We start from the raw sequence: 13,358 nt of genomic DNA on the forward strand, positions 1-13,358 counted from the left end.
CCCCGTTTTCGGATTAAGGCATGATTTTCGCAAGCATCGTGACAAATTCGGCCCTGGACGCCTGCTGATCGGGTCTGTAGCTGCCATCGTCATAGCCGGTAATCCAGCCTTCCGCCTTCATTTGCTTTAGCACGCCAACGCCCCAATAATTTTCATCGACATCGGTAAAAGGAATCGCGCCCCGCCGTTTGCCCGATATGTTCATGCTTCTGGCAATCATCGAGGTCATTTCCATCCGGCTCACCGGCTGGTCGGGCGCGAACGAGCGATCAGGATAGCCGTCAACAATTCCTGCTTGGGCGGCCTTGGCAATATCCGCGTAAGCCCAATGCCCGCTGGACACATCCGTGTAGCTGATCGTCTTTTGCTTGCTGAGCTTGAACGCCCGGCTAAGTATCGTCGTCGCTTCCGCACGGGTTATCGGCAAATCCGGACGGAACGTGTAGTCGTCGTAGCCGTTAATGATCTGTTTACCGCTTAGCTCCAGGATGCTGTTCAAAGCCCAGTGCTCCTGAATGTCGGCATACCCTCCGATTAGAGGCTTGGCTTTGACCATGAGCTGATACACATCGCGATCGAACAGCTCGCTTGCCGTCAGCTTCAAATAATACGTCCCCGATGGAAGCCGTTGATGCAGCATGATGGTTTTCCTGCCGTCGCCGCTCGCGATCGGACGCATGCTTCCATCGTACAGGAACGCGAACATAGGAACGTTCGGAATGCCGGTTACATTCAGCTGCGCATACGTATCTCCGCTTAACTGGAATTGATACCAATCCACGTCGTCCGCCTTATCGATCAAACCGGTGTATTCAGTATCCAGCGAGATCGTCGTCGCCTGATAGGAGCGATTGTTCGGCTCGTTAGGGTCCATTTGCTTCGCGTCGTATTCAATATCCAGCATATACTCGCCAACGACCGCGTTCGCGTATTGTTTGACGTTGCTTACTTTAATATAATATTTGCCCGGAAACACTTCCGCTAGCGCCAGCATTTCCGTAACGCCATCATCATCGGTATCGATAGTGGTGCCCTTCTCTCCCTGCTTCTGCACGAACAATACCGGATCGATCCGGGCCGTATCCGTGCTGAGGCGTATCGTAAGCGATCCGGACTGTTCTACCGGAAACTCGAACCAATCCTGGTCGCCAGTCTGATGAAACGTTCCTTTCAGTCTCTGGCTTCGGGAAGGGAGCACGTATGCTTTATACTGTTTATCGTTATCTTCGAACTGATCGCGGTAAATGTCAAAAGACGTGGTCAGCTTGTAAGGCACTTCGCCGGTTTGATTCCGGTCCGTCAATTGAAGCAGCAGGTAGCTTTTGCCTTGGGTTACCTTCAAGGGCACCGGCTGACCGGGGTGCGCCGTCACACTGCTAAAGGTGCCTTTGGCATCGGTATGCTGTACCGTCACCGTCTGTCCTTCCGCCAATTCGAAGGTGAGGTTCACCGTGCCGTCGTACGGGGCATCGAATGAGAACCAGTCCTGGTCCGAGCCGCCGGTGAACGATGCGGAAATCATCTTGCTCACGGAGATCGCTTTGGCTTGATTTTTCCGGTTATTCGGTTCATACATATCCAGTAAAGGCATCTCCGCGAGGGCGCGATCCGCACGCAGAAGCCCGTAACCCGTAGACTCATCCCATCCCGTATCCATCAAATCCTGTGCGGTTTGCCGCAGCAGCTGACGAATTTGGTACACCTTCATATCCGGATACTTGCTCCATGCCAAGGCAGCTACGGCAGCGACTTGAGGAGCGGCCATGGACGTGCCGTCCTTATGCTCATACGAATTGCCTTTGGCTGTCGTGAACACATCCCACGGGGCAACAAGATCGATCTCCGGCCCCGAATTCGACAGGCTGTTCGCCTGGAAATCGGCCGACATGCCGCCAACCGCCAATACCGTAGGATACGCAGCGGGATACCTCACCCGGTTCCCTTCATTCCCCGTCGCTGCGACGAGAAGCACGTCTTTTTCCTCCGCATAGCGGACAATATCATTCATATAATCAGAATATTTATTAATGCCAAGGGACAGCACAACTATTTTCGCCCCATGATCAATGGCATACTTGATTCCTTCGCCCAGCTTCTGCTCCCCGCCGGAACCGTCCGACTCCAGCGCTTTGATCGGCATGATTTTCGCATCCCACAAAATGCCCGAAATGCCTCTGTCATTGTTGGCTGCGGCAGCCAATACGCCGGCCACATTCGTTCCATGCCCGTTATCGTCCTGGGGCAAGAGCTTCGAATTGATCAGATTGATCCCTGGAACCAAATTCTTTTTCAAATCGGGATGATTCAAATCGACCCCGGTATCGACGATGGCTATCGTTATATTGGAATTGCCTTTCGCTATATCCCATGCTTCATTGATATGGATGTCTTTTAAGTAAGTTTGCTTTTCCCCCAGAGGATCGTTTGCCGTTGCCGCCAGCACTTGACCGGCACACAGCAGCATCATCACGATCACAACGGCCCAATGAACGAGTTGGCGAGTAACGGTTTTATGTAACATGTCCATGGTTCCTTCTTTGCTTTTTGGAGTAGCTTACCTATTTCGATACAGCCCCCTTGTTTCCTGCCGTACGGGGCCGTTCACAGACTAGTAAATGATGGAGGTTTGAGCAGCGCCATCGTTTAGCTCATTCATTGTACCACTTCTATTCCGTGCGGTGAATAGCTGGATGACGCCCTCTCGATGCAAAATTATGACAACTTAGCGACGGTCATTCCTTTGACTGCCTAACCCCCTATTCAGAAGTACCGATCGGTTCCGTATCGTTGCGCACCATGCTAAGTATTAACACAAAAAAGCCCGGTTTGACACGCATGAAAGCGGCCAACCGGACTTTATTTTTTATGACTCAGGTCTATTCTTCTGGAACTAGCTCAGGAAAAATAAATCCTGCGTCAAGGAGAAGATTTGTTCGATCCATCCCAGCACCCATTGAGGGACGATACCGAGCAGCACGCTAATTCCCGCACACAGCCACAGTGTAATCCCAAGAGGCAAGGGCACTACGACGTCACGCGACTCGAAATCGGTACGCATGAACATTTGGCGGATCAAGCCGAAGTAATAATAGAACGAGACTACGCTCGTACCGATCATAACGGCTGCCAGCCAGTAATGCTGAGTCTGCATGGTGCCCATCATAATGTACACTTTACCGAAGAAGCCGCCGGATAAGGGAAGCCCCGCCAAGGAAAGCACCAGCAGCACGGTCGCTATGGCGACTCCCGGAGCCCGGTAATACAGGCCGGCCAATGAGCTGATCGCTTCTTCGCCCGAAGACCGTTCCATAATCATGAGGACGGCAAAAATCCCGATGTTCATAAACAAGTAGGCAATCAGGTAAAAAGCAAACTCCGAAAAGTTGGAGTAGTGCGCCATAGCAAATTGGACCGCGATCGGGACAAGCAAGTAACCAGAATTGGCAATTCCGGAGTAAGCCAACAGCCGCTTCAGGTTGTTTTGGCGCAGGGCGGTAAAGTTACCGATGATCATTGCCGCTGCCGCCACCACCATGAGGGAGAGCAGCATATCGCCGTGGAACGGCAGGCTCATCAACTCTCCAATACCGAACACGCCGTATAGCATCCGGAATATGATAGCGAACGCCGCTGCCTTCGATACGACCGCTAGAAACGCCGTGATCGGCGTCGAAGCTCCCTGATACACGTCCGGCGCCCACATATGGAACGGAGCCGCCGCAATTTTGAAGCCGAATCCGGCCAGCAGCAGGAAGAACGACAAGTACAGGAACGGCATCATGGCTTCGCCATTTTGTCCGAGCGCCGCATTGATTTCCGCGATGCTGGTTGACCCCGACATCCCGTACAGGAACGACATCCCGTACAAAATCAAGGCCGACGAGATCCCTCCCAGCACAACATATTTGAACGCACCTTCGTTGGAACGGAGATCCTTCTTCCTCATAGCAACCAGAATATAAGACGTGATGCTGAGCAGCTCCAAACCGACATAGAGCGTGATCATGTCGCCGGACGACGCCATAATCATGCCGCCTAACGTTGCAGGGAGAAGCAAGTAGTAGAACTCCCCGATATGCGGTACTTCCTCTTCCTTGACGGAGCCGATGCTCATGAACGTTACCAGTGCAGCCCCCGTCAGAAGAATCAGCTTCATGATGTTCGCAAAGTCGTCAACGCGGTAGCTGAAATTCAACAATACTTTCGGCTCCGTCGGATTCAAATATCCGAGTACGAACAAGCCCGACACGACAATGCTTACGAGCGAGAGCCATCCGAGCGCCGTACGGTTCACTCGTTTGGGCAGCAACAGGTCGAGCAGCGACAATACGACCGCAGCTATAACCAGAGTCAGCTCCGGTGCCAAGTATGCCAGATCGCTCCCTTGGAGACGTAGTTGTTCCACCGGTCTAACCCCCCATCTTCACTACGGTATGGATAAATTGATCGAAGCTGCTAACCGTCTGATGCAGCGGATCGCTCAGCACCGCAGGGTAAATGCCCAGCACGACGACAAAGGCAACCAGCGCTACCATCGGAATAGCTTCCATTAACCGGGCATCGCGTATGCCTTCCGGCTGTACTTTCGGCGGCCCGTAAGTAATGCTCAGTACCCCGCGCAATACATACACCGCCGTCAGAATCACGCCGACCGTTCCGATCACCGTAATGATTTTGGCTTTTTCGAACAAGCCCGCGAAGGCCAGGAACTCACTGATGAACCCGGACAAGCCCGGCAGACCAAGCGATGCCATACCGGCAACCAGCAAAATGCCGGAAATGAACGGCACGTTCTTGGCGAGCCCGCCCAGCTGATCCAGCATGGTCGTTTGCGTCCGCTCATAGATAGCACCGACGAGCAGGAACATAAGCGCCGAAATCAAGCCGTGGGACACGAGCTGGAAGATCGCCCCCTGCATCCCAATCGTGTTGAACGCCGCAATCCCGAGCAGCACGATCCCCATATGGCTAATACTGGAGTAAGCCAGCACCAGCTTGAAATCCTTTTGTACGAATGCCAGGATCGCCCCGTACAAAATATTAATTACACCCAGAATCGCCAGTACCGTCGCCCACTGCATCGCTTGCTGCGGGAACAGCAGGATGCCGAAGCGGATCAAGCCGTACGCCCCCATTTTCAGCAGAATGCCGGAGTGGATCATAACGATCGACGGCGGAGCTTCCGTATGTACCTTCAGCATCCAAGTGTGGAACGGGAAGATCGGCAGCTTGATTCCGAACGCAACCAAGAGCAGGATGAATAGCGTCCATTTCATCGTCTCGCTCATAAAGAACGGGTTGCCTTCCAAATCTCCTTGATTTACATAAGCCGCCTGGTCCTGAAACAAATGACTCGTTATGACGCTGAGGTCACCGCTGTAAAAAATCGATGTGCCTGCCTCATTCGACACTTGCCCGAAGCCTGCGGTCACAATAATAATCAGAAACGCAATCAGCATGACGGCCGAGCCCAAGCCGTTGTAGATCAAGAACTTGTTGGCCGCCCGCTCCCGCTCCATGTAGCCCCAGATTCCGATCAGGAAGAACACCGGAATGAGCGTCACTTCGAAGAAGACGAAGAATAAGAACAGGTCTTGCGCCATAAAGACTCCGAACATCCCGGTTTCTAACAGCAAGAACAAAATGTAGTACGATTTCCACCTTTTCTTGATATACACCGACGCAAGCGCCGCCATCGTACCGATGAATGCGGTTAGGAACACCAGCGGCAGTGACAAGCCGTCTACCGCCATGTTGTACTTGAACTGGAAGTAGTAAGACGTCATCTGATTCAAGCCTTGCGCCTCATGATTGAGAGGGACTTGAATCCATGTCGCTTCCTCCTTGAACTGCATTCCTTCGAGCTGGTGATTGAAATCAGCATAGAGCCAAGCCGACAAGGCCAGCGGGATCAATGTGGCGATTATGGCGATCGTCTTGATCCATCTGCCCCGGTCCTTCGGCATGAATAGAAGCACAAGAACGCCAAGCAAAGGAGAGAAGGTGATCAGCGATAAAATATACGAGCTATCCGACATGGATAAACCTCCTTCCCGCTAATGCCAGCACCAGAATGATAAGCCCTAGCAGCGTCATCAAGCCGTAGCTTTGCACCTGACCGTTTTGCAGCCTGGAGCCGATCCGGCCGATCCCTACGACGGAATAGCTGGCCAGCTTCACAATGCCGTCAACGATATACTCGTCGAACAAATGCAGTACGATGCCGAGCCCTTTGAGCGGCTTCACGATAATGGTGTCATAAATCTCATCGATATAAAACTTCCGGTTTAGCAGCCGGTACACCCACGGAGCGCGGCTCGATACCGCATCACTCGGGATCGAACGTTTCACGAAGACCAGATAACCGAGCCCGATACCCGCTACTCCTGCCAGAGTAGAAAGGATCATGACCATTCCGCTGGCATGCTCTTCCGCCTCGTGACCGGTCAACCAGGTGCCGAGCCAAGGACTGAATGGCGTGAACACGAAGCCGGCTACTACGGCGAGGACAGCCAACACGATAAGCGGCAGTGTCATCGTTGCCGGAGATTCGTGCACATGCGCCTGGTGGCGAGGCTTGCCCAAGAACACCAGGAAAAACAGTCTAGACATGTAGAACGCTGTAAAGAACGCAGCGATGAGCCCGATCCAGAACAACAACGGATTGTTCGCATACGCTTCTGCCAAAATCGCATCCTTCGACCAGAAGCCGGATAGCGGAGGAATTCCCGATAATGCCAGGGCACCGATGCCGAACGTCCAAGCCGTAATTTTCATCTTGCTTCCGATGCCGCCCATCTCATGTATATCCTGCGTATGTACGGCATGGATGACGCTGCCTGCCCCGAGGAACAGCAGCGCTTTGAAGAATGCGTGCGTAAACAAGTGGAAAATGCCCGCCGTATAGGCGACCGTCGTCCCAATTCCCAGCGCCATCATCATATAGCCCAGCTGGCTAACAGTGGAGTAGGCGAGAATCCGCTTGATGTCGTTTTGCGCCGTCCCGATGACGGCTGCGAATATAGCTGTAAAGCCTCCGATGCAAGCGACGACCGTGAGAGCCGCCGGAGAAGCCTGGAAAATGTCAAACGTGCGCGCAACCAGATATACGCCAGCCGCAACCATTGTCGCAGCATGGATCAGGGCGCTTATTGGCGTAGGGCCTTCCATCGCGTCAGGCAGCCATGTGTGCAATGGAAACTGGCCTGATTTGCCTATCGCACCGACAAAGATTAATATCGCGATCCACGTAGTTATATCGCCCGATATTTTCCCGCTAGTGAACGCATTATGAATCGAGGTGAAGTCCAGAGCGTGATTAGGCATCGCCCAGAACAGAAGAAGTATGGCAATCAGCAAGCCGACATCCCCGATTCTTGTAACGATGAACGCCTTCTTGGCCGCAGCCCGCGCCTCGGGCTTGAAATACCAGAATCCGACCAAGAGGAACGAGCACACCCCGACCAGCTCCCAGAATATGTACAGCTCCAGCAAGTTTTCCGAAATGACCAGCCCGAGCATGGAAAACGTGAACAGCGCTATGTACGAGAAAAATACATTGATTCGCTCGTCTCCCTCCATGTACCCTTTCGAGTACAGGTTGACCAGCAAGCTGACCAAGGTCACGATAACAAGCATCAATGCGTTCAGGTTCGTTATTTCAAAGCCCATGTTCAGCGAAAACGTGCCGAGATTGATCCATTGCAGCTTATTCCACGTATAGTCCTCGATTTGACCGCCCAACCGCTCGATGAAGATGAGCAAGGAGACGACAAAAGAGGCGAAGACCGCAACGATACTGATATAAGCGCCCGCTTCTTTTAATTGGCGTCCCACTGCCGTCAGTATTAGAAACGATAGCAGCGGAAACAACGGGATGAGCCAGGCATACTGCGAGTAGGCCGATATCATGAGTTAATGTCCTCCTCCTACAAGTTTGCGTAAGCAAACTTACTTCGAAAGCGCTGCTAGTCGACTCGCCAGCAAGCTATCGTTTCAACGAATCCATCTCGTTGACATCCGTCGTTCCTTTGTTGCGGTACAGCGCGATCAAAATCGCGACCCCTACGGCCGCTTCCGCCGCGGCAATCGTAATGTTAAACAGCGAGAAGATTTGCCCCGTCAAGTTAGGATGAATGCCCAGCTTGGAAAAGGCGACGAGATTCAAGTTCACTGAATTCAGCATCAGCTCGATGGACAACAGCACGACTACGGCGTTCTTTTTGGACAAGGCGCCGTACAGTCCGATACAGAACAGGATCGCCGCCAAAGTCAAATAAGGAGTTACCAACCCTTCCATGCTTAGTCCTCCTCTCTCTTGGCGACGACAATCGCTCCGATGAAGGCTACCGTCAAGAGCACTGACATCAGTTCAAAAGGAATGACATGCTGATTGAACAACAGCTTGCCGATCTCCATCGTGTTGTCCTCTGCCGCCTTGAACTCTCCCGATGGGAAGGTGACGTTCTGAATCGCATAGAACAGGACGCCGAACAGCGCCAAGGATCCGATAATCAGCAGCACATTATGGACCGGCCGCTTCGGCTCCGCTTCCTCCCCCTGGTGCTTGGTCATCATGATCCCGAAAATCATGAGGATTGTTATCGCACCGGCGTAGATCAATATTTGCACAAAAGCTACGAACTCCGCATCCAGAATGACGTACAATCCCGCCATACTAATAAAGGTCAGAGCCAGTGCGCACACCATGTGAACGACCTTGTCGAAGCTGATCATAAAGATCGCCCCGCCTATCGCCATCAGTGCAAAGACGAAAAACGCGATATTCTCACCGCTGGATAAAAACGTTCCGATATTTCCCAGCATGCTATTTCGCCCCACCTTTCGGAAGCGCCGAGTTGTTTTCCTTCCGCACATTCACATTGTTTTCGTTGAGCCACTGCAAGTTTTTGAACAGATCGTCACGGCTATAGGTACTGAGCTCAAAATTATTCGTCATGACGATAGCTTCCGTCGGACATACTTCCGTGCACAAGTCGCACAAAATGCAAATTTCGAAGTTGATGTCGTACGTATCGATGACCTTGCCCTTTTTCTCTGGGTCCGGGTTCGCTTTACCGATTAAGTTGATGCATTCCGTCGGGCAAATCCGAGCACACTGGTTGCAAACGATGCATTTGTCAGGATCAAAATGCTGTATGCCCCTGAACCGGTCCGGCATTTGCAAAGGCACGTCCGGATATGCGTAGGTCACTTTTTTCTGCGTCAAGCTTTTCAGGGTAACACCGAGACCTTTGACTATGCCTTTCATGATTTCTCACCCTTTCCAAAGCGCCATGGTTATTTGAAAGGAAACCTACGATTTGAGTCCGATACTCATCAAAATCGCCGTTACGAAGATGTTGACGAGCGCAAGCGGCAGCAGCACCTTCCAGCCCATTCCCATCAATTGGTCGACCCGAATCCTTGGCAGTGTGGCCCGAATCCAGAACAGGAAGAACACAATGAACGAGAATTTCAACAGAAACCAGATGATCCCCGGGATAAATTCCAGGAACGGGAACGGCGCGTGCCACCCGCCTAGGAACAAGGTCGTCGTCAATCCGGCGATGGCAAACACGTACACATACTCCGCGAGCATAAAGAAGGCAAAACGGAAGCCGCTGTACTCGACGTGATAGCCGGCTACAAGCTCCGACTCCGCTTCAGGCAAGTCGAACGGGGTACGGTTCAGCTCCGATACTCCTGCGATGATGAACACGACAAACCCGATGATTTGGGGCAAAAAGTTCCAATGCCAGAACCCGCCCGCCTGCTGCTCGGCGATCACATTCAAATTCAAGCTGCCGGTCATCATAATAACGCCGATCACCGAAATGACCAGAGGAATTTCATAGCTGATCATTTGCGCAGCGGACCGCATGCCGCCAAGCAATGCGTACTTGTTGTTGGACGCCCAGCCGCCCAATACGATACCGATCGTCGATATTCCCGAAAGGGCTACGTAATATAGCAGCCCTACGTTCAAATCGGTGCTGATCAGTCTTTCCGAATACGGAATGACTGCAAGAACAACGAAGGCCGGAATGAAGGTGATGACCGGAGCCAAAATAAACAGCTCCCGTTCCGCCTTCCGCGGAATCGTATCCTCCTTGATAAGAAGCTTCGTCACGTCCGCGACGCTCTGCAGCAGTCCTAATGGACCTACACGGTTCGGCCCGATCCGGAATTGCATCCAGCCGATAACCTTGCGCTCAAAATAGATGGCATACGTTACGAAGCCCAGTACGACCAGCAGCAGAACGACGCCCCAAGCAAAAAAGATCGCGAAATTGGTCAAAGTCAACTGCTGTTGCAATAAATCTCCCATTAGCAGTCCACCTCCCCAACGACAATATCGATGCCTCCGAGAATCGTAATTAGATTGGTCATTGTTTCGCCGACTAACAATTTCGGCAAAATCTGTAAATTAACGAATGAAGGTCGGCGGAATTTCAGCCGATATGGCTTATCTTTACCCCTGGATACGATGTAGCAGCCGATTTCTCCGCGCGGCGCTTCAATCCGGGCATAGACTTCGCCTTCCGGCGGGCGCACCACCCGAGGTACCTTGCCCATGATCTCGCCTTCTGCCGGGAATTGCTCCACAGCCTGCTCCAAAATGCGCAGCGATTGGCGTATTTCCTCAAACCGGATTAAATAGCGGTCGTAGCAGTCCCCGTTATGGCCAACCGGCACATCGAACTCAAACCGGTTGTACAAGCTGTAGGGTTGATCCTTCCTAATATCCCAATTCACACCGGTACAACGCAGGTTCGCTCCGCTTAAGCCGTAAGCGATAGCGGTTTGCGCATCGTATTTGCCAATGCCCTTGATCCGGGCCAAAAAGATCTCGTTGCCGCTGACCAGATTGTTGTACTCGTCCAGCTTGCTTCTCATGTAAGGAATGAACTTCCTTACCTTCTCGATCCAGCCTTCCGGCGCATCCCATTTCACGCCGCCGACCCGCATGTAGTTGTAGGTCAACCGTGCGCCGCACAGCTCGTTGAACAAATCAATAATGATCTCCCGGTCACGGAACGCGAACAGGAACGGGCTCATGGCCCCGATATCGAGCAAATACGTGCCCCACCAGACCAAGTGGCTGGCAACGCGCTGCAGCTCCATAACAATCAGCCGCAAAAACTCCGCTCTCTCGGGGATCTCCAGCTGCATCAGCTTCTCTACGGCATGAACCAGCACATAATTGTTGGTCATGGCTGACACATAATCCATACGGTCCGTGTACGGGATGATCTGAGTGTATGACAAATTTTCCGCAAGCTTCTCGGTTCCTCTGTGCAAATACCCCATCACCGGATCGGCATGCGTTATGATTTCCCCGTCCAGCTTAACCACGATACGAAAAACCCCGTGGGTACTCGGATGCTGAGGCCCTACATTTAACAGCAACTCTTCCGTTCTAATCAAGAGACTCTACACCTCCGGGTCAAGCGGTTCATAGTCTTTGCGAAGCGGATGGCCGACCCAATCGTCAGACATCATGATTCTTCTCATATCCGGATGTCCCGGGAAATCAATGCCCAGCAAATCATAAATTTCGCGTTCGTTCCAGTTGGCCGTCGGCCAAACACCGGTTACCGAAGGGATCGTTGCCGCATCCCGATTCGTTTTTATTTTGACGCACAGCTCCTGCTTCGTCTCCAAAGACAACAGATGGTATGCAACCTCCATATGTGTCTCCTGGTCGATGCCGGACACATTGCGCAAATAATTCAGTTGGAATTCGCTATGGTCCCTCAGCTGCTCTGCAGAGGAAACCCACTTATCATTCTTGATGATGATATACGGAAGATGGCCGTCCTTCTCATTGATAAAAGCCTCCTCCACCGCATCGTCGCCTATCTGCTCCTTCAAGATTTTGACCCATTGGTCCAATCTCGGCTGATTTGGTGACGGCTGCTTGGGAGCATCATCCTCGCCCTCCGTCTTCTTCGCCCGCGCGTTAGCCCTTGCAGCCCGTGCTTCGGCTGCCGCTTTCGCCTTCGCTTCCTTCTCCTCGTCCGAAGGAGCGGCACTCTCCGCTGCCGGCGCGTCTGACGGCTCCTTGGCGGCCGCACGCGCTGCACGTGCAGCCGCTCTAGCCGCTGCTGCGTCAGCCTTTGCCTGTGCGTCGTCGGCTTTCTCCGCCTTCGGCTCGACCTTGGCGTCCGCCGGTGCGTCAGTGGCCTCGGCCTTCGGCTCTGCAGGAGCTGCAGCAGCCTTCTCAGCTTGTGCCGCCGGAGCCGCTTCACCTGCCTCAGCTGACGCATCCGCTTGCTTCGCTTCCGCCGGCTCGGCTGCAGCTGCAGGCGTGACCTGCTCGCTTGGCGCAGCGCTCTCCGGCTTATTTACAGCCTCATCGGCTGCCGCAGGCTCCTCTTTCCGGGACTCGGCCACTGCATCCTGAGGCAGATCCTTCTTTTGCTCATCGCTCATCGGTTCGTCACCTGCTTACCGGTTTTTGCTTCGTAGCGAATTTTCTCCTGCAGCTTGTTGATTCCGTAAATAAGAGCGGCAGGATTCGGCGGGCAGCCTGGTATATATACATCGACAGGTACCACCTGATCGACGCCTTTAACCACTGCGTATGATTTCACATACGGACCGCCCGCCGTTGCACAGGATCCCATGGCAATAACCCATTTGGGCTCCGGCATTTGTTCGTACAATCGGCGCAGCAGCGGAGCCATCTTCTTCGTTACGGTTCCGGCCACGATCATTACGTCCGATTGTCTGGGAGACGTACGGAAAATAACGCCGAACCGGTCAAGATCATAATGAGACCCCCCGGTTCCCATCATTTCAATGGCGCAGCATGCCAGTCCGAAAGTCAAAGGCCACAAGGAATTGCTTCGTGCCCAAGACTTGATCTGCTCCAGCGTCGTCATAAACACATTGCGTTCGAGCTCTTGTCTTTCTTCCGGAGTTATCGACTCTAAATTGAAGTCCATTGCAGCACCTTCTTCTTCCAAGCGTAAATTAATCCGACTACCAGCAGCCCGACAAAAATACACATCTCTACAAGCGCAAACAAGCCTAATTGCTTATACGCAACGGCCCATGGGTACAAAAATACAGTTTCCACATCAAAAATGACAAACATCAGCGCAAACAAATAATAACGGATGTTGAACCGCACATGGCTCTCGCCCAAAGGCTCATTACCGCTCTCATAAGTGGTATACTTCTCCTCCACCGGTTTGTTTGGGCGAAGCAATCGTCCCACTGTAAGCGCTACAATAGGAAGTAACACTCCAAGCATGAGAAAAATGGCTACGACCACGTAATTGTTCATGTACATCGTGAACGATCCGCCTCCCACTTCGTTTTGGAAAGTATGTTCTTTGATAGTCTGT

12 protein-coding genes are annotated in these 13,358 nt (G+C 52.6%); all 12 read right to left on the reverse strand.

Annotated elements, in window-relative coordinates; all coding sequences use genetic code 11:
- Positions 1 to 13: 13 nt before the first annotated feature.
- Complete coding sequence (locus DVH26_RS36665; protein ID WP_239630505.1) at positions 14 to 2,521, reverse strand: S8 family serine peptidase; 2,508 nt, start codon at positions 2,519 to 2,521, stop codon at positions 14 to 16.
- Positions 2,522 to 2,890: 369 nt separating this feature from the next.
- A complete protein-coding gene (locus DVH26_RS36670; protein ID WP_239630506.1) occupies positions 2,891 to 4,405 on the reverse strand; it encodes an NADH-quinone oxidoreductase subunit N in 1,515 nt (504 codons plus the stop codon).
- Positions 4,406 to 4,409: 4 nt separating this feature from the next.
- Positions 4,410 to 6,038, reverse strand: a complete 1,629-nt coding sequence (locus DVH26_RS36675) for a complex I subunit 4 family protein (RefSeq protein ID WP_239630507.1) — start codon at positions 6,036 to 6,038, stop codon at positions 4,410 to 4,412.
- Positions 6,028 to 7,911, reverse strand: coding sequence for an NADH-quinone oxidoreductase subunit L (gene nuoL / locus DVH26_RS36680; protein WP_239630508.1), 1,884 nt, complete (start codon positions 7,909 to 7,911; stop codon positions 6,028 to 6,030). The genes DVH26_RS36675 and nuoL overlap by 11 nt, the downstream gene beginning before the upstream one ends.
- A 76-nt stretch (positions 7,912 to 7,987) precedes the next feature.
- On the reverse strand, positions 7,988 to 8,299 hold the full coding sequence (gene nuoK, locus DVH26_RS36685) for an NADH-quinone oxidoreductase subunit NuoK (RefSeq protein ID WP_239630509.1): 312 nt from the start codon (positions 8,297 to 8,299) through the stop codon (positions 7,988 to 7,990).
- Between the two features lie 2 nt (positions 8,300 to 8,301).
- A complete protein-coding gene (locus DVH26_RS36690; protein ID WP_239630510.1) occupies positions 8,302 to 8,826 on the reverse strand; it encodes an NADH-quinone oxidoreductase subunit J in 525 nt (174 codons plus the stop codon).
- Between the two features lies 1 nt (position 8,827).
- A complete protein-coding gene (gene nuoI, locus DVH26_RS36695; RefSeq protein ID WP_239630511.1) occupies positions 8,828 to 9,271 on the reverse strand; it encodes an NADH-quinone oxidoreductase subunit NuoI in 444 nt (147 codons plus the stop codon).
- Positions 9,272 to 9,316: 45 nt separating this feature from the next.
- Entirely contained in the window at positions 9,317 to 10,330 is a 1,014-nt protein-coding gene (gene nuoH, locus DVH26_RS36700; protein WP_239630512.1) for an NADH-quinone oxidoreductase subunit NuoH, read from the reverse strand.
- Positions 10,330 to 11,430, reverse strand: coding sequence for an NADH-quinone oxidoreductase subunit D (locus tag DVH26_RS36705; protein ID WP_239630513.1), 1,101 nt, complete (start codon positions 11,428 to 11,430; stop codon positions 10,330 to 10,332). Before DVH26_RS36705 ends, nuoH begins: the two co-directional genes overlap by 1 nt.
- Positions 11,431 to 11,436: 6 nt before the next feature.
- A complete protein-coding gene (locus tag DVH26_RS36710; RefSeq protein ID WP_239630514.1) occupies positions 11,437 to 12,438 on the reverse strand; it encodes an NADH-quinone oxidoreductase subunit C in 1,002 nt (333 codons plus the stop codon).
- Positions 12,435 to 12,953 carry a NuoB/complex I 20 kDa subunit family protein gene (locus DVH26_RS36715; RefSeq protein WP_239630515.1) on the reverse strand — a complete coding sequence of 173 codons (519 nt, stop codon included), beginning with the start codon at positions 12,951 to 12,953 and terminating at the stop codon, positions 12,435 to 12,437. Before DVH26_RS36715 ends, DVH26_RS36710 begins: the two co-directional genes overlap by 4 nt.
- Positions 12,938 to 13,303, reverse strand: a complete 366-nt coding sequence (locus DVH26_RS36720; RefSeq protein WP_239630516.1) for an NADH-quinone oxidoreductase subunit A — start codon at positions 13,301 to 13,303, stop codon at positions 12,938 to 12,940. Before DVH26_RS36720 ends, DVH26_RS36715 begins: the two co-directional genes overlap by 16 nt.
- Positions 13,304 to 13,358: the final 55 nt, after the last annotated feature.

It is taken from the genome of Paenibacillus sp. H1-7 (genome assembly GCF_022354825.1).
In the GTDB taxonomy this organism is placed as follows: domain Bacteria; phylum Bacillota; class Bacilli; order Paenibacillales; family NBRC-103111; genus Paenibacillus_S.

Excerpts from the sequence above, each read along its gene's own strand:
- nuoL (WP_239630508.1), bottom strand. The coding sequence starts at position 7,911 with ATGATATCGGCCTACTCGCAGTATGCCTGGCTCATCCCGTTGTTTCCG.
- nuoK (WP_239630509.1), bottom strand. The coding sequence starts at position 8,299 with ATGGAAGGGTTGGTAACTCCTTATTTGACTTTGGCGGCGATCCTGTTC.
- nuoH (WP_239630512.1), bottom strand. The coding sequence starts at position 10,330 with ATGGGAGATTTATTGCAACAGCAGTTGACTTTGACCAATTTCGCGATC.
- nuoI (WP_239630511.1), bottom strand. The coding sequence starts at position 9,271 with ATGAAAGGCATAGTCAAAGGTCTCGGTGTTACCCTGAAAAGCTTGACG.
- DVH26_RS36710 (WP_239630514.1), bottom strand. The coding sequence starts at position 12,438 with ATGAGCGATGAGCAAAAGAAGGATCTGCCTCAGGATGCAGTGGCCGAG.
- DVH26_RS36675 (WP_239630507.1), bottom strand. The coding sequence starts at position 6,038 with ATGTCGGATAGCTCGTATATTTTATCGCTGATCACCTTCTCTCCTTTG.
- DVH26_RS36715 (WP_239630515.1), bottom strand. The coding sequence starts at position 12,953 with ATGGACTTCAATTTAGAGTCGATAACTCCGGAAGAAAGACAAGAGCTC.
- DVH26_RS36665 (WP_239630505.1), bottom strand. The coding sequence starts at position 2,521 with ATGTTACATAAAACCGTTACTCGCCAACTCGTTCATTGGGCCGTTGTG.
- DVH26_RS36720 (WP_239630516.1), bottom strand. The coding sequence starts at position 13,303 with ATGTACATGAACAATTACGTGGTCGTAGCCATTTTTCTCATGCTTGGA.
- DVH26_RS36690 (WP_239630510.1), bottom strand. The coding sequence starts at position 8,826 with ATGCTGGGAAATATCGGAACGTTTTTATCCAGCGGTGAGAATATCGCG.